Raw genomic sequence first — 14747 nt, forward strand, 5'->3', positions numbered from 1 at the left:
AACTCACGGAACCCGACTGATAGTGCTTACTGCGAGTTTTCACCGCCGTGACGATCCGTGTCGGTGATGAGAGCTGCTGGACCGGCGTCTTTCGACACCGTCCATGAAACTATTCGCAGTAATCACTATGAGGCGAACGTCCCGGAGGCCGATGACGAGCGTCTTCCAATAGTTGCCGACGATGACCATCCTGTTCCCGCGGAGTTCGATGCCGACCGGCTGGTGCGTGACGCCACCGGCGTCGCGCGCGGAGAGATATCCGACCGAACGTTCGCCCGCAAGTACGGCGACGGTGACTCGAAAGACGGTGACACGAGTCCGGATTCGCCGGAGTGAGCGCCGGCGGCAAACAACCGATACGCGGACTGTGACGGGTGATATGCGGTCGTGTAGCGGCGGGCGTAAGGGACGCTACTAATTGAGTACAACTTCTGTAGTAACACAGTCCAAAGCTATATGTTGGACTGTGTGTAACGTGCAAACCGTCATGGTCGATACTGATTCACACGGTGATGAGGATGGACCCGTTTCCAGGCGCCGGTTCATGGCGGCGACGGGGACGGGAGCGGCGATGGGGATCGCGGGCTGTACCGGCGGAGACGACGAGGACGAAAACGTTCTCGTGCTGTCGGGCGACTCCGACCTCTCGGAGATCGAGGACGAGCTCGAAGCCGCGCTCCACGATGCCGGCTGGAGCGAGGAGTACGAGCTGGAGGTGCGCGCCGGCGACTTCGAGACCGACTCCCGGCGTGACGACTATCAGGCGGGGCTCGACTCCAACCGGGGGACTCCCGACCTGTTCATGATGGACAGCGGATGGACCATCCCGTTCATCATGCGCGAACAGCTGCTGAACGTCGAGGAGGAGCTCCCCGACGACATCGTCGACCTCGTGCGCGACGAGTATCTCGACTCCGCCGTCGACACCGTCTCACACCCCGAGACCGGCGACCTCTACGGCATCCCGTTCTTCCCGGACTACCCCGTGATGGTGTACCGGAAGGACCTCGTCGAAGAGGCGGGCTACGACCCCGAAGGCGACGACTGGGCCACCGACCCGATGAGCTGGCAGGAGTTTTCCGAGACGGTCGCCGACGTGTGGGACCACCACGGCGGGGAGGACGAGTACACCTACGGCTTCATCACGCAGGCGGACTCCTACGAGGGGCTCGCCTGCTGTACGTTCAACGAGACGATAACGTCGTTCGGCGGCGCCTACTTCGGCGGCCGCGACAACCTCTTTGGCCCCATCGGCGACCGCCCGATCACCGTCGAGGAGGAGCCCGTCCTCGAGACGATCCGGATGATGCGTGCGTTCATGTACGGCGACGAGGACGAGGAGGCACACCCGGACTACCCGCAGATCACCAACGACGACATCACGGTGTACAACGAGGAGGACTCCGTCGAGGCGCTCACCGCGGATAACGCCATCTTCCAGCGTAACTGGCCCTACTCGATCGTCGAGGCCCACGACAACTTCGACGACGACCAGATCGGCGTGATGCCGCTCCCATACGGCGTCGAGGAGGGCGAGACGGAGTACGAGGGCACCGGCGGCACGCAGGCCGCGCTCGGCGGCTGGCATCTCACCGTCAACCCGTACTCGGACAAAAACGACATGGCGATCGAGGCGTTGGAGGCGTTCACCGAGCCGAACGTGATGCTCACTGTCTTCGAGCTCAACGGTAATCTCCCGCCGCGTCCCTCCGTCATCGAGGATGCGGACGCCGACGAGGTCGGCCCGGTTGGGAATTACCTCGACACGCTGTCGATCGCCGGCGAGAACACGATCGCGCGGCCCGTCACGGAGATCTGGCCCCAGCAGGCCTCGCTGATCTACCAGGAGGTCAACGACGCCTACCGGCAGGAGAAGACGCCTGCGGAGGCGATGGAGACTCTCGCCGAGCAGCTAGAGGACAGCGAGCAGGCCTAGCTCCATGGCCGCGGACCGTTCGGACGAGACGAAAGGGGGGATCCAACAGCTCCTCGCTCGTCCGGTCAACCGGATGGAGACGCTCAGCGAGGCCGCCTACGCCTATCTGCTGTTGGTGCCGGCGTTCCTGCTTTTGGCGGTCGTCGCGTTCTACCCGCTCGCCGAAACGCTCCGGATGTCGCTGTACGAGGACTCGCTTGGCGCCGAGCCGCTCGGCGAGTTCGTCGGCATCCAGAACTACCTTGACATGCTCGCAGGCGACACGCGGCTCACGCGGGAGGTCGTCGACGTCGGGCTCTCGGGGTCGTTCCCGTTCCTCGAGCTCGGCACGCCGTTCTTCCGCCAGGCGCTGTTCGTCACGCTGGCGTTCGCGATCCTCAGCGTCCTCTTCGAGACTCTGATCGGGTTCGGCCAGGCGCTGATCCTCGACAAGGAGTTCCGTGGTCGTCGCTGGGTCCGCGTCGCGATCATCCTGCCGTGGGCGATTCCGGTGGCGATTCAGGGGATGTTGTTCTACCTGCTGTTCCAGCCGCAGGTCGGATTCGCCTCCGACCTGATGCAGTGGCTCGGCCTGTTCGGATCGACGCCGCTTGGAAGCAGCCGAGACGGCTTCTTCATCGTTCTCATCGCCGACATCTGGAAGACGTCGGCGTTCATGGCGCTGTTGATCCTCGCCGGGCTCCAGAGCATCGACCGCAGCCTCTACGACGTGGCTCGCGTGTCGGGCGCGTCGCCGTGGCAGCGATTCAAGCTGATCACGCTGCCGCTCATCATGCCGGCGCTGCTCGTCGCGATGCTGTTCCGGACGATGGACGCGATGCGGGTGTACGGTGTGATCGACTCGACGATCGGCTGTTCGACCGTGCCCTCGCTCACCTGCATGGTGGTCGACGGCATCTTCAGCACGCGGATATACGGGACGGCGGCGACCGTCGCGTTCTTCACCGCACTGCTGATCGGTGGCTTCATCGTCGTGTATCTCTGGCAGTTCCGTGAGGCCGAAGGAGGGTTGACCTGATGAACGCAGACCAGTCCGACGAGTTGACGGAGTACGACACCGAAGAGGAGCCCGAGCTCGACCGCGGCCCCCTTGAGCAGTGGGCCGCGAACGCGATCAAGAATCCCGAGCGCACCTACAAGGCGATGTTCTACACCGCCACGGTGTTTTTCCTCGTCACCACGCTGTTCCCGTTCTACTGGCTGCTGATGGTTGCGCTCACGGAGCGCGGCAACCTGCAGGACATCGTGTTCACGCCCGGCAGCTTCGACCCGGCGCTGCTTGCGGAGGGCGACCTGACGATGGGGATCAACGTCTACGCGTTCGTGGAGGTGTTCACCACCGTTCCGTTCCACCGGTACGTGTTCAACAGCTTCGTCATCGCGGCGGTGACGACGGCGATCGTCATCGTCGTCGCCAGCCTCGCGGGATACGTGTTCGGCCGGCTCCAGTTCCCGTATAAGGGGCCGCTGATGCTGCTGGTGCTCATCGTGTCGTTCTTCCCGCCGGCGGCGTTCTTCATCCCGCTCAACCAGCTGTTCAATACGCCGGTGGCGGTGTTGGAGCCGATCATGTCCGACGGGACGCTGTACAACACGCCACACGCGATGTTGATCCCCTTCTCGGCGCTGTTCATGCCGCTGGCGATCTTCATCCTCACCACGTTCTACGCGCAGATCCCGGACGGGTTGGAGGACGCCGCGCGCGTCGAGGGGACGACCCGGATCGGCGCGCTGTTCCGGGTGATCGTCCCGCTGTCGGCGCCCGGCGTCGCGACCGCCGGCGTGTTGACGTTCATCGCCGTCTACAACGAGTACTTCTTCTCCTCGTTGATGACGGACGGCCAACAGGGCAACTGGGCGCCGCTGGTGGAGGGGATCCTCCGCTACCAGGGCCAGTACGAGGTACTGTTCAACCTGATGGCGGCGGCGAGCATCATCGGCGTCATTCCGGTGGCGCTGCTCGTCGTCGTCGCACAGGAGAAGATCGTGAGCGGACTCACCACGGGGGCACTTAAGGAGTAATCATGGCGGACGTTACACTCGAACACATCACCAAGCAGTACGACGACGTAACGGCGGTCGACGACATGAACCTGGAGATCGAGGACGGCGAGTTCGTCACCTTCGTCGGTCCCTCGGGCTGTGGGAAGTCGACGACCATGGAGACGATCGCCGGACTCACGCTGCCCACCTCGGGCGACGTGTGGATCGGCGACCGGAACGTCACCGACCTCCCGCCGAAGGACCGCGGGGTGTCGATGGTGTTCCAGAACATCGCGCTGTTCCCGCATATGGACGTGTACGACAACATCTCCTTCGGGCTTCGCCTGCGGAAGTACGACCAGGCGGAGATCGACCGCCGCGTCGAACACGCGGCCGAGGTCGTCCAACTGGAGGGGATGATGGACCGGATGCCCGACGAGATGTCGGGCGGGCAGCGCCAGCGCGTCGCCATCGCCCGCGCGATCGTCCGGAACCCCGACGTGTTCCTGATGGACGAGCCGCTGGCGAATCTCGACGCGAAGCTCCGGGTCCACATGCGCACGGAGCTCCAGCGGCTCCACGAGGAGCTCGACACGACGATCATCTACGTCACGCACGACCAGGCCGAGGCGATGACGATGTCCGACCGGATCGCCGTCATCGACGCCGGCGAGCTCCAGCAGATCGCCCCGCCGCTGGTCTGCTACAACGAGCCGGCAAACCGGTTCGTCGCCGGCTTCATCGGCTCACCGGCGATGAACTTCCTTGACGGCGAAGTGACTGAGAACGGCTTCGAATCCCCGTTCGTCGACATCCAGTTCGACCTCGACGCCTACGACGTGGCGGTCGGCGACGAGGTGACGCTCGGGGTGCGTCCCGAGGACGTGTACATCGCGGATTCGGAGGCGTCGGTCGCCGACCCGTCCGTCCGCTTCGACGCGAGCTCGGACGTGTTGGAGCCGATGGGCAACGAGATCTTCGTCTATCTGCTGTTGGATGACGCCGAGGACGTGTCGATCGAACGTGACAGCGATGCCCAAGTCCTGATGAGCGTCGATCCCGACGTGGCGATCGAACCCGACCAGGATATCGACATCGTCTTCGACCGCTCCAAGCTCCACCTGTTTGACGGAGACGGCGGCGAGGCGATCAGTCACGGGTTCTGAGTCGTCCACGGACCGTTCCCTCTCGAATCGTGTGGAACGTGAGGACACCGCGGGCACCGTCCGCCTCCGTGAACTTTAACAACGATTGTTGTGAATTCCACAGCATGACTGACGCAGACGACGTGGCGGTCGGCATCGTCGGCCTCGGCGGCATCGGCCACCACCACGCAACGCGACTCCAGGAGCGCGGCGCGAACCTCGTCGGCGGCATGGACATCGACGTGGACGCCCGCGAGCGCTTCCACGAGGAGTTCGGCGTCCACGCCTACGAGAGCGAGGGAGACCTCTACGAGGCGTGCGATGCGGTTCTGGTGACGACGCCGAACCGCTTCCACGAGGAGTACGCCGTCTCCGCACTGGAGGCCGGCCTCGACGTGCTCCTGGAGAAGCCGCTCGCGCATACGCTGGAGAGCGCCGAGCGCATCGCCGGGGCGGCCCGTGAGGCCGACGGCTTCTGCATGGTCGGCTTCAACAACCGGTTTGCCGACCCAGTGCAGGTCATCAAGCACTACCAGAACGAGGGGCGCTTCGGCGAGACCACGCACGTCGAGGCGAACTACGTCCGCCGGCGCGGCGTGCCGGGCCGCGGGTCGTGGTTCACCTCGAAGGGCGTCTCCGGCGGCGGCGCGCTCATCGACATCGGCGTCCACGCCATCGACCTCGCGCTCTACTTCCTCGACCATCCCGAGGTGGTCGAGGTCTCCGGCGAGACGCGCTCGGAGTTCGGCGGGCGCGACGACTACGCGTACGTCCACATGTGGGGCGACGACGCCGGTCCCGAAGGGTTCGACGTCGACGACTCCGCATCCGCGTTCATCCGCGACGCGGACGGCAACACCGTCTCACTGGAAGTGGCGTGGGCGACCAACCGCCCCACCAACGACGAGTTCGTGATCCGCGGCACCGAGGCCGGGGCCACGTTCGACCGCGGCGAGGACGAGCTGACGATCCACGAGGCCGCCGTCGACGGCGGCCACCACCTCTCCGACGCCGAGATCGAGACCCGCGAAACCGACAGCCACGCGGCCGAGCAGGGCGTGTTCCTGGAGGCGGTCGCCGCCGGCGAGGCGCCGTCGATCAACACGGTGGAGGAAGCGCTGACCGTCCAGCGCGTCATCGACGCGATCTACCGGTCCTCGGAGACCGGTACCGCCGTTCGACTGGACTGAGAACGGTTCGGCCGGCCGTCACTCATCGACGCCGGCCAACGGCGTGGTCCCCTCCCCCGCCGACGCTCACGCCGGCGGGTCGCGCGATTCTCCCGCTTGCTCCAAGAGCTGCTCGAAGCTCTTCCGTTCGGCCGTTCGGAGATGTTGTGAGAACGTCGCCGCGGAGATGTCGAGCATCTCGGCGACCTCCTCGCCGCTGGTCTCACGGGGCCACTCGAAGTAGCCGGAGAAGTACGCCGTTTCGAGGACGGTTCGCTGCCGGTCGGTGAGCTCGGCGAGCACCGAGTCGGCATCCGCGTCGACCGGCGTCTCCGCGTTCGTCACCTGTCGGCGTGCGACGGGCTCGGCGTCCGGGAACGTCTCACGAACGGCCTCGACCACACGGCGCACGCCGACGTTCTGGGAGAGATGGGCGGTTACGCGAACGTCCCCGTCGGAGATCACCATCTCCTCGATCGAGCCGCCGAGTCCCGCCAGCGTCGAGGCGACCGGTGCCTCCGAGAGCCGGACCTCGAAGCGGGACGATTGCTCACCCTCGCCGATCCGACGGGCCGTCCGCCAGTTCGGAGCCGCCTCCTGAACCCGGTCGACGAACTCGATGTCGTCGGTGGGGACGGAGACGTATGCCACGTACTCGTCGTCGGCTACCGGGAGGATTCGGTCGAGGGTCATCGTGCCTACCGGCGTCTCGGTCGCCCCGAGTTCAGCGAGCGCGTTCGGGATCCGGAGTTCGAGCTCGACCACGCTGTCGCTCATGAGGGCTCGCTTGCGGTCGGCGGCGGCGATCGCGTGGCCGATCACCTCGCCGAGCTGTGTGAGTACGGTTCGTTCCTCGTCGCGGAACGCGTCCGAACGGGTTGCGTAGACGTTCAACACGCCGTAGATGGTCTCTTCGTGGACGATCGGGATGGCGGCGGACGAGCGAACGCCGCGCGCAGCGGCCGCGTCGGACCACGGCTCGTAGTCGGGATCCTCACGGATGTCGTCGACGGCGCACACCTCGCCGGAGAGAAGGGCACGCCCCGTCGGACCACGGCTCGTCGGGTCGTCCGGGTCGAGGCTGATCTCGAGGTCGTCGAGGTACGAACCGGCGTTGGCGGCGGCGCGGACCTGGACCGCGTCGGTCGCGGCGTCGCGCTCGCCGATCCACGCGAACGCGTACGACGCCGATTCCGCGATCCGCTCGCAGGCGATCCGTTCGATCTCCTCGCGCGTCGATCGCTCGATGACGGCGCCGGTGACGCCGTGGACCACGCGGTTGAGGTGGTTGATCGCCGCGAGCCGCTCCCGCTGGCGCTGGAGCCGTCGTTCGCTTGCCTTCCGCTCGACGGCGTGTGCCACCGACCGCACCAGCACGTCGGCGTTGATCTCGTCTTTCACGAGATACTCCTCGGCGCCACGACGGAGGGCGTCGATACCCGTCTCACGGTCGCTGACGCCGGTGAGGACAACAATAGGCGTGTCGGGGTCCTCCTCGTTAACCCGTGAAAGCGTCTCCAACCCCGTGCTGTCCGGGAGGTGCAGATCGAGCAACACCGCGTCGAACGACTCCGCAGTAAGCCGGTCGATGCCCGCAGCGAGCCTCGATTCGTGGGTCATGGAGACGCCGTCGTCCGCTGGTGGCGCGGCGTTCGCGTCGGCGCCCCCGCCTCGGGCGCGGCTTGTCGCAGCGCTCTCGCCGGCCGCGGGAACACCGCCGTCGCCCGCCGGCACGATCCGACGGGAGACCTCGGTGGCCTCGGAGAGCAGCTCCTCGATGTAGCGAGCGTCGCCGGGATTGTCCTCGATGAGGAGGACCCGTGGGGAGTCGGGGTTCGTCATCAGCCCTCCTGTGGTGGGAGCTGGACCAGCGTGAACCAGAACTCCTCGAATGAGCGCACGACATCGACGAACTCGTCGGGGTCGATGGGCTTCGTGAGGTAGGCGTTGGTGTGCAGCTCGTAGCTACGGGCGATGTCCTCCTCGGCCGCCGAGCTCGTCAACACCGTCACGGGAATCGAACGAAGGTCCTCGTCGGCTTTGATCTCCGCTAACACCTCGTCACCATCCCGCTTCGGGAGGTTCAAATCGAGCAGGATGAGCCGGGGCCGGGGTGCGTCCTCGTGCTCCCCGCGCTGGTGTAGGAAGTCGAGTGCTTCCTCGCCGTCACGCGCAACGTGAAGTTCATTGCTGATCCGTGCCTTCGTGAACGCCTCGCGGGTGAGACGAACGTCGCCGGGATTGTCCTCGATCAGCAGGATGTCTACCGGCTCTCCGTCCCATTGTTCATTCATCGTTCCTGCAAGCTAACTGGGACCGAGGGATAAAACGTTGACTCCTCAATGGGAACATTCGAGAACCCGAGTGGGCGTTCGAAACCGCCCCGAGTTCGCCGGCGCTCGCCGGCGCCTGGCGGCGCTTGCCGGCGTTCTCCCGCGCTCGCGTGTCCAACTGACCGGGAGAAGGACAGTGGCCCCGTGCGCTTCCGCGGAGCGTGACGGTGAAGTCGGTGAAGTACACGCGCATACGCGACCGGTGTACGACCGGAAGAGGGGACCCGCGACGGGAGTGGCAGCGGAGCCAAGGTGTTTAGGGACGCTTGACAAGTGGCCGTGGCCGTTACTGGTTGTTGCCCGGTGAGGACGACTCGGGCGCGACATGGCGTGGAATGCCGCGATCGACGCGCGACGCGACGTGGAATGCCGCGATCGACGCACCCGAGCCGGAGGGGGACGGTCCCACGTATCGGTGACCCCCGGAAGTCCGTTCCTTCGCCGGACTCAGTTCCGGGACCGTTCCCGTTTCCTACTTCGTCTCGTTGGGAGCCACGACCTGATTCCGTAGCGTGCCGACGCCCTCGTAGGAGATCTCCACGGGCTCGCCCGGCTCGACCAGCCCGGGGTTCGCCGGGCTCCCGAAGGCGACGCAGTCGCCCGGACGAAGCGTGAATCGCTCGGAGAGGTACGCCACGACCTCGAACGGGTCGAACAGCATCAGCTCCGTGTTGGCGTCCTGTCGCAGCTCCCCGCCGACAGTCGTCTTCACGTCGAGCGCCGTCGGGTCGACGTCCGTCTCGATCCACGGACCGAGCGGCGCGGAGCCGTCGAACGCCTTTCGGGCGGTTCGGCCTTGCTGGTCCAGCGCGTCCACGTCGTTGAGGATCGTGTAGCCGCGAACCACTCCGGGCACCTCGGCGGGGTCGAGGTTCCGGCACCGCTCGTCGATCACCGCCACGAGCTCGCCGGCGTACGTGAGCTCGTCGGTCCAGTTCGGATAGCGAATCGACTGTCGGTGCGCCAGGAGGCTCGCCGGCGGCTTGATGAAGAAGTCGGGTTCCTCGGGGCGCTCGTACTCCATCTGGTCCAGCGTCTCCGCGTAGTTGCGGCCCACGCAGTAGAGCGCGCTGGGCTCACACGGCGGGAGCAGCCGCCCGTCCCTTCCGACCTCGTACACGCCGTCGTCGGCCACGATCGTCCCGTCCTCGTATCGTCCCGACACCGGTCCCTCCGGCGTCAGCAGTCGCGCGAGTCGCATACGGCGACGTGCTTGCCGACCCACAATAGGGGTTCGGTCGCCGGCAACCGTTCCGTCCCCACTGCTGCCGCCGTTCAGGTCCACCGGTCCAGGCCGGTTTGGACCTGCGACTCCTGAATCCGCTCGAAGCCGCGCTCGACCTCGTCCGGGTCGACGCCCCACTCGTCGACGACGTACGCGCGGGCGGCCTCCACGTCCGGGTTCACGGTCGTGTCGACGGCGACATCGGTCACCGGCGGGTCGAAAAAGAGGGTCCGCACGGCCTCGGCGTTGGGGATCTCGGCGTCGTGTGCCTCGAGCACGGCCCAGAGGTCGCCGTGCGCCTTCACCTCCTTGACGGCGGTTTTGGGGCCGATGCCTCGGACGCCCTCGTTGAAGTCGGTGCCACACAGCATCGCCACGTCGACGAGCCCCTGGCGGTCGAGTTCGAGGTCGTCGAGCGTGGCGTCGAGGTCCATCAGCTCCGGGTCACCCTTGCTAGTGAGCTGTCTGAGGGTGTAGGGGGCGCCGAACAGCAGCGTGTCGTAGTCCTCGCTGCCGGCGTAGTCGGCGGTTCCCGTCGCGGCCATGTGGGCACACTGCGCCTCCCCCTCGGCGGGCGCCTCGACGATCGGCACGTCGAGCAGGGAGAGCAGTTCGCGCGTGGTCTCCTGAATGGTGTCGGTGAGCCGCTGGGTGCGCGCCTCCAGCCGGGCGGCCTCGACGGCGTCGCCGCGCTCCTCGGCGGCGGCCTGCCGCTTTTCGGCCTTCTCACGCTGTTCGCGGCGCTCGGCCACCTCGTCGGCTTTGAGGTCGGTGACGGCGCCGTCGAACACCATCACCGGGATCAGGTCGTGCTCGAAGAACTTGGGCAGTCCCTGGACGACGCCGATCAGGTTCGCTACCTCCGTGCCGTCGTCGGTCGTGTACTTGTGGTCGCTCGTCCACTTCACCGTCGTGGTGAGGTAGCGGTACAGCCAGTTGTGGGCGTCGACGGCGACGACGCTCCCCTCCAGCTCGCCGAACGGGACCTCGCGGATGCTCGCGAGGTCGCGGAGGTCTGCGTTTCCCATTGTCACTCACTAGGTGCCCCGTGTCTCTTAAAGGTGCGATTCCGCGAACGCGGGCGGGTCGGCACCCTCGCGGTCGGCGAGAAACGACGCCTCCGGGTCGCCGAGGTCGCGGGCGCGATACTGGTCCAACCCGGCCTGATACCGGTCGCGGTCATCATGGTCCGGAGCCGGACCCTCCACGGGTCGGTCGAGCACCAGCTCGGCGATCCCCGTCTCCCGGCCCGTGAACGCGAAGCCGGCCTTATAAAGCGCCTCGTACGCGAACGGGTTGTTCACCGCGATTCGGACCGTGTCGAAGCAAGCGCGGGGCTCCTCGCCAGTCGCACCCTCGCCAGTCGCACTCCCGCCAGTCGAACCTCCGCCAGCCACACCCTCGGCGAGCGCGTCGACCGTCCGCCGGACGAGTGCGGGTCCGAGCCCCCCTCCACGACGACCCCTGTGGACGGTCACGTACCGGAGCCGACAGACGGCCGAGTTCGTCCGGTCCGTCGAGAAGGAGACCGCTGCGAGCACGTCATCATCGAAGGCGCCCGGGTCGACGCTGTCGGGGAGCGGGTCGTCGGGCTCCCACTCGGGAGCGGCCGGCGAGCCACCCGCAGTCCGCCACACCGCCTTTCCGGTGGCGCCGACGACGAACTTCCCGGCGTACGCAAACGCGCGATAGTCGAGCCGGAGCGTCGGCTCGTCTTCGGGGAACCCGAGCAGCGCGAACTCCATACCGTCTCCGACGCCGACCGACCCTTAAAGGGTGTCGCACGACAACTGCCCACATGCACGGCGTCGGCGACGTTCAGTTTTTCAACCGTCTCGCACCGCTGTACGACCTCGTGATGCCGCCGGCGGACGGCGAGCGCCTGGCCGCCGGATTGGAACACGCCGAGCGCCCCATCGAGATGCTGCTCGACATCGGTGGTGGCTCCGGGCGGGCGGCAGCCTCACTGACGGGCCCAGAGCGCGTCGTCGTCGATATCTCCTCGGGAATGCTCCGTCGGGCTCGTCACGAGCGAGGGCTGGCGGCGTTGGCGGGTGACGCCGGCCGCCTCCCCGTCCGCGACGAGGCCGCGGACGCGCTGCTAATCGTCGACGCGTTGCACCACCTCCCGGACCGCGAGGGGGCGCTTCGGGAGGCTGCGCGAGTGCTCGCGCCCGGCGGCGCGCTCGTCGTCGCGGAGTTCGATCCGGAACATCCGCTCGGCCGCGCGCTCGAACTCGCCGAGCACGCGATCGGCATGCAGTCGGCGTTCCTCACTCCGGACCGGCTCGCGGACGCGATGGCGGACGCCGGGCTCCGCCCCGTTGTGGTCGACAGGGGGTTCACCTACGTCGTTGCCGGCGTAAAGCCCGGTTTTGCGGAGGGTTGAGCCCGGGATTGGTGTCCGCCGGACTCTCGCAGCGGATCCGCACGTACAAAGTGGGGGCGGCTCCGAAGGGAGACCATGAACCTGCAGGCGTTCCTGGAACGACGCATCGACCGGGCGGCCGCGCCGCTTGCGGTCGGCGACGTGCTGGCGATCATGCTGCTGTTGACCGTGGGGTCGATGAACCACATCCCCGGAAGTTTCCTGACCTACGTCACGAACAACCCGCTGTACCTCCCGGAGCTGTACGCGCCGTTCCTGATCGGCTGGGTGCTCACCGCGCCGCTCGTCGGCGCGTACTCGCCGGGCGCCGTCGAATCGGCGAAGGCGTCGGTCCCGCTGGTGATCCGGTCGTGGATCCCCGCCGTGGCGATCGGCCTGCTGCTCCGCGCGTTCGTGTTCACGGGCGGCGCCGCCCCCGTCTTCATCGTCATCATGGTCGTGCTCGGGATGGTCGCGCTCGGCGGCTGGCGCGCCCTCTACTTTAAACTGCGTTAGCCGACCTCGCGAGTCCCGCCGCGCTCGGCGGGATTGGCGCGCTATGACGAGCGGGATTCTTTTTAAGCGCGTTCGACGGGAAGCCACGCCTCGCGGACTCGTTTGTCCCGGAACATGGCGAGCAGTGTGGCCGTGACCGCGAACTGGCGCCGGCGAGCGCTCCGACGGCTCTCCCCACCCACGTCGGAGGTCGGATTTAAATAGGAGAGATACAACCCCTCGGGCGATCGTATGGATCCGAGGGACGCCGTATTACCACGTGGTCACGGAAGCAGTGAATTCCGAACTGCTCGGAGAGCAGCTGTTTATCCTTCCTTCTTCGGATATCCATTCATAACTTATTAGTAGCATTTGTGTGAATCGTGCCGTCGTAACGAAGTGGGTATGGGAAAGAATTATAACACAATCACCCATAGTATGTGATGAATTATGACTGGATACTACGACTACGTGCTCGGGCTCATCCCGGCCGCCCTGATCGGAATCACCGCGTTCCTGAATCTGGTCGGGCTGTCACTGGTCGTAGCGCTCCCCGTCGGCGCGGGCGTCGCAGCGGCCCTGATGGGCCACGCGATGTTCGTCAGGGGCCCGGTCACCGACTCCCCCTCCGCGGCGACCGCGGGCTCCGGCGGCACCTCCTCGCCCGCACCGGGTGCCTCCGACTGAGGACGCCGGCTGGTTGTCGACGTACAGCCACGTTTCGCGGACTGCCCGTTCCTGCACCGTTTAGTTCCTGCCCCCGTACGGTGACGTATGACCGACGCTCTGTTCCTGTCCAGCGACGAGGTCGACGACCTCGCGACGCCCGCCGAGTACGTCGACGCCGTGCGCGACGCCTATCGCCAGCGCGGTGAGGGCGCCGCCGCCGAGCCACGCACCAAGCTGTTCAACGACGACCCGCCGGGAATGTTCACGTCGTACGCCGCCGTTCTTCCCGAAACCGGCGCCATGGGCGGGTACATGTACAGCGCCGGCTTCGGCGCCGGCGACGCCTGGTTCATGACGCCGCTGTTCGACGCCGACTCCGGCGAACCGCTCGCGTTGGTCGACGGCGCGTCGATGAACCCCTTTAAAACCGGCGCGGCGGGAGCCGTCGCCGTCGACGCGCTCGCCCGGGAGGTCGCGACGGAGATCGCCGTCATCGGCGCGGGGTCACAGGCGCGCGGCCAGCTCAAGACGACTGCCACCGTCCGCGAGTTCGAGGCCGTCCGCGTCTTCTCGCCGACGCCGGAGAGCCGGGAAACGTTCGCCGCGGAGTTCGACGACCTGCTCGACGCCGACGTACGGGCAACTGAGAGCGCGAGTGAGGCCCTCGACGGCGCCGACGTGGTGATCACCGCGACGACCGCCAGCGACCCCGTGATCGACGACGCCGACGTGGAGCCGGGGACCCACGTCACGGCGATGGGGCAGTACCACCCGAAGAAGAACGAGCTCCCGCCCGAGCTCGTCGCACGCGCCACCTACGTGCCCGACCTCCGTGATCGTGCGACCAAAGACGCCGGCTCCTTCATCGCCGCGCTGGAGGCCGGGCTGATCGACGAGGACCACGTCGCCGCCGAGCTCGGCGAGGTCGTTGCCGGCGAGCATCCCGGTCGCACGGCCGATGACGAGGTAACCGTCTTCGACTCCGGTGGGACCGGCATCGAGACGGCTGCAGCCGCGTACATGCTGTACGAGCGCGCCGCCGAGCGCGGCCGGGGGACGACGATCGACCTCTCGCCCGCCAGCGAGGCGCTCACTGGGGAGTAGTTCGGCTCGTCGGGATTGCGTCCGCTCAAAGGGCCGATGTTCGGTCCACGGGGCTTTTTCCCACCGCCGAGCGACTGGATGAGCACAATGGGAGTACTCGACGCCTTCGGGACGCTTGCTAGTTCTCTGATCGCAGCGGTCGTCATGCTGGTGTTCGCCATTCTGAGCCTGTTCGTCACCGTCTTCATCGTGGACGTGGCGGCAGCCATCGGCGGACTCAACCCCGACGACGGCTTCGTGGTGCTTAGCGCCGCGATCATCGCCGCGTCGGCGATCGCTGCCGGCGGCAGCTTCGCGGTTCCCGAGACGCAGTAAGGGGA

The 14747-nt window shown here is 66.7% G+C and carries 16 protein-coding genes; 11 read left to right on the plus strand and 5 right to left on the minus strand.

From position 1 onward, the window contains the following. The first annotated feature begins 66 nt into the window (after positions 1 to 66). The 6 genes from ACYQ07_RS15135 to ACYQ07_RS15160 all read left to right on the plus strand — a co-directional run bounded on the left by ACYQ07_RS15135 (position 67) and on the right by ACYQ07_RS15160 (position 6254). Positions 67 to 336 (plus strand): hypothetical protein, encoded by a 270-nt coding sequence (locus tag ACYQ07_RS15135; RefSeq protein WP_459882975.1) that lies wholly within the window; start codon positions 67 to 69, stop codon positions 334 to 336. Between the two features lie 151 nt (positions 337 to 487). Further along, positions 488 to 1936, plus strand: a complete 1449-nt coding sequence (locus tag ACYQ07_RS15140; RefSeq protein WP_459882977.1) for an extracellular solute-binding protein — start codon at positions 488 to 490, stop codon at positions 1934 to 1936. A 4-nt stretch (positions 1937 to 1940) separates the two neighbouring features. Then, positions 1941 to 2954, plus strand: coding sequence for a carbohydrate ABC transporter permease (locus ACYQ07_RS15145; RefSeq protein WP_459882979.1), 1014 nt, complete (start codon positions 1941 to 1943; stop codon positions 2952 to 2954). Beyond that, on the plus strand, positions 2954 to 3958 hold the full coding sequence (locus ACYQ07_RS15150) for a carbohydrate ABC transporter permease (RefSeq protein ID WP_459882981.1): 1005 nt from the start codon (positions 2954 to 2956) through the stop codon (positions 3956 to 3958). Before ACYQ07_RS15145 ends, ACYQ07_RS15150 begins: the two co-directional genes overlap by 1 nt. Positions 3959 to 3960: 2 nt before the next feature. After that, a complete protein-coding gene (locus tag ACYQ07_RS15155) occupies positions 3961 to 5085 on the plus strand; it encodes an ABC transporter ATP-binding protein (RefSeq protein WP_459882983.1) in 1125 nt (374 codons plus the stop codon). 104 nt (positions 5086 to 5189) lie between these two features. Next, positions 5190 to 6254, plus strand: coding sequence for a Gfo/Idh/MocA family protein (locus tag ACYQ07_RS15160; protein WP_459882985.1), 1065 nt, complete (start codon positions 5190 to 5192; stop codon positions 6252 to 6254). A 66-nt stretch (positions 6255 to 6320) separates the two neighbouring features. Here the strand turns inward: ACYQ07_RS15160 and ACYQ07_RS15165 are convergent, their stop codons facing one another. The 5 genes from ACYQ07_RS15165 to ACYQ07_RS15185 all read right to left on the minus strand — a co-directional run bounded on the left by ACYQ07_RS15165 (position 6321) and on the right by ACYQ07_RS15185 (position 11536). Then, positions 6321 to 8075 carry a bacterio-opsin activator domain-containing protein gene (locus ACYQ07_RS15165; RefSeq protein WP_459882986.1) on the minus strand — a complete coding sequence of 585 codons (1755 nt, stop codon included), beginning with the start codon at positions 8073 to 8075 and terminating at the stop codon, positions 6321 to 6323. Then, positions 8075 to 8527, minus strand: coding sequence for a response regulator (locus ACYQ07_RS15170; protein WP_459882988.1), 453 nt, complete (start codon positions 8525 to 8527; stop codon positions 8075 to 8077). Before ACYQ07_RS15170 ends, ACYQ07_RS15165 begins: the two co-directional genes overlap by 1 nt. Before the next feature lie 511 nt (positions 8528 to 9038). Next, positions 9039 to 9767: a fumarylacetoacetate hydrolase family protein gene (locus ACYQ07_RS15175; RefSeq protein WP_459882989.1), complete on the minus strand. Its 729-nt coding sequence runs from the start codon at positions 9765 to 9767 to the stop codon at positions 9039 to 9041. Positions 9768 to 9841: 74 nt separating this feature from the next. After that, positions 9842 to 10819 carry a flap endonuclease-1 gene (fen, locus tag ACYQ07_RS15180; protein ID WP_459882991.1) on the minus strand — a complete coding sequence of 326 codons (978 nt, stop codon included), beginning with the start codon at positions 10817 to 10819 and terminating at the stop codon, positions 9842 to 9844. A gap of 27 nt (positions 10820 to 10846) precedes the next feature. After that, on the minus strand, positions 10847 to 11536 hold the full coding sequence (locus tag ACYQ07_RS15185) for a GNAT family N-acetyltransferase (RefSeq protein ID WP_459882993.1): 690 nt from the start codon (positions 11534 to 11536) through the stop codon (positions 10847 to 10849). Between the two features lie 53 nt (positions 11537 to 11589). On the opposite strand from ACYQ07_RS15185, the gene ACYQ07_RS15190 reads away from it, so the two are divergent. From ACYQ07_RS15190 to ACYQ07_RS15210, 5 genes are all read left to right on the plus strand, one after another. Continuing rightward, the gene (locus tag ACYQ07_RS15190) at positions 11590 to 12180 is read left to right on the plus strand and encodes a class I SAM-dependent methyltransferase (RefSeq protein WP_459882995.1); all 591 of its coding nucleotides are present in this window, start codon (positions 11590 to 11592) and stop codon (positions 12178 to 12180) included. A 75-nt stretch (positions 12181 to 12255) separates the two neighbouring features. Beyond that, the gene (locus tag ACYQ07_RS15195; protein WP_459882997.1) at positions 12256 to 12675 is read left to right on the plus strand and encodes a DUF3054 domain-containing protein; all 420 of its coding nucleotides are present in this window, start codon (positions 12256 to 12258) and stop codon (positions 12673 to 12675) included. 429 nt (positions 12676 to 13104) lie between these two features. Next, complete coding sequence (locus tag ACYQ07_RS15200) at positions 13105 to 13341, plus strand: DUF8015 family protein (protein WP_459882998.1); 237 nt, start codon at positions 13105 to 13107, stop codon at positions 13339 to 13341. Between the two features lie 87 nt (positions 13342 to 13428). Next, positions 13429 to 14427, plus strand: a complete 999-nt coding sequence (locus ACYQ07_RS15205) for an ornithine cyclodeaminase family protein (RefSeq protein ID WP_459882999.1) — start codon at positions 13429 to 13431, stop codon at positions 14425 to 14427. A gap of 87 nt (positions 14428 to 14514) precedes the next feature. Next, positions 14515 to 14742, plus strand: coding sequence for a hypothetical protein (locus ACYQ07_RS15210; RefSeq protein ID WP_459883000.1), 228 nt, complete (start codon positions 14515 to 14517; stop codon positions 14740 to 14742). Positions 14743 to 14747 lie beyond the last annotated feature (5 nt).

It is taken from the genome of Halorubrum gandharaense (assembly GCF_054654575.1).

Excerpts from the sequence above, each read along its gene's own strand:
- ACYQ07_RS15135 (WP_459882975.1), top strand. The coding sequence starts at position 67 with ATGAGAGCTGCTGGACCGGCGTCTTTCGACACCGTCCATGAAACTATT.
- ACYQ07_RS15140 (WP_459882977.1), top strand. The coding sequence starts at position 488 with ATGGTCGATACTGATTCACACGGTGATGAGGATGGACCCGTTTCCAGG.
- ACYQ07_RS15145 (WP_459882979.1), top strand. The coding sequence starts at position 1,941 with ATGGCCGCGGACCGTTCGGACGAGACGAAAGGGGGGATCCAACAGCTC.
- ACYQ07_RS15150 (WP_459882981.1), top strand. The coding sequence starts at position 2,954 with ATGAACGCAGACCAGTCCGACGAGTTGACGGAGTACGACACCGAAGAG.
- ACYQ07_RS15155 (WP_459882983.1), top strand. The coding sequence starts at position 3,961 with ATGGCGGACGTTACACTCGAACACATCACCAAGCAGTACGACGACGTA.
- ACYQ07_RS15160 (WP_459882985.1), top strand. The coding sequence starts at position 5,190 with ATGACTGACGCAGACGACGTGGCGGTCGGCATCGTCGGCCTCGGCGGC.
- ACYQ07_RS15165 (WP_459882986.1), bottom strand. The coding sequence starts at position 8,075 with ATGACGAACCCCGACTCCCCACGGGTCCTCCTCATCGAGGACAATCCC.
- ACYQ07_RS15170 (WP_459882988.1), bottom strand. The coding sequence starts at position 8,527 with ATGAATGAACAATGGGACGGAGAGCCGGTAGACATCCTGCTGATCGAG.
- ACYQ07_RS15175 (WP_459882989.1), bottom strand. The coding sequence starts at position 9,767 with ATGCGACTCGCGCGACTGCTGACGCCGGAGGGACCGGTGTCGGGACGA.
- fen (WP_459882991.1), bottom strand. The coding sequence starts at position 10,819 with ATGGGAAACGCAGACCTCCGCGACCTCGCGAGCATCCGCGAGGTCCCG.
- ACYQ07_RS15185 (WP_459882993.1), bottom strand. The coding sequence starts at position 11,536 with ATGGAGTTCGCGCTGCTCGGGTTCCCCGAAGACGAGCCGACGCTCCGG.
- ACYQ07_RS15190 (WP_459882995.1), top strand. The coding sequence starts at position 11,590 with ATGCACGGCGTCGGCGACGTTCAGTTTTTCAACCGTCTCGCACCGCTG.
- ACYQ07_RS15195 (WP_459882997.1), top strand. The coding sequence starts at position 12,256 with ATGAACCTGCAGGCGTTCCTGGAACGACGCATCGACCGGGCGGCCGCG.
- ACYQ07_RS15200 (WP_459882998.1), top strand. The coding sequence starts at position 13,105 with ATGACTGGATACTACGACTACGTGCTCGGGCTCATCCCGGCCGCCCTG.
- ACYQ07_RS15205 (WP_459882999.1), top strand. The coding sequence starts at position 13,429 with ATGACCGACGCTCTGTTCCTGTCCAGCGACGAGGTCGACGACCTCGCG.
- ACYQ07_RS15210 (WP_459883000.1), top strand. The coding sequence starts at position 14,515 with ATGGGAGTACTCGACGCCTTCGGGACGCTTGCTAGTTCTCTGATCGCA.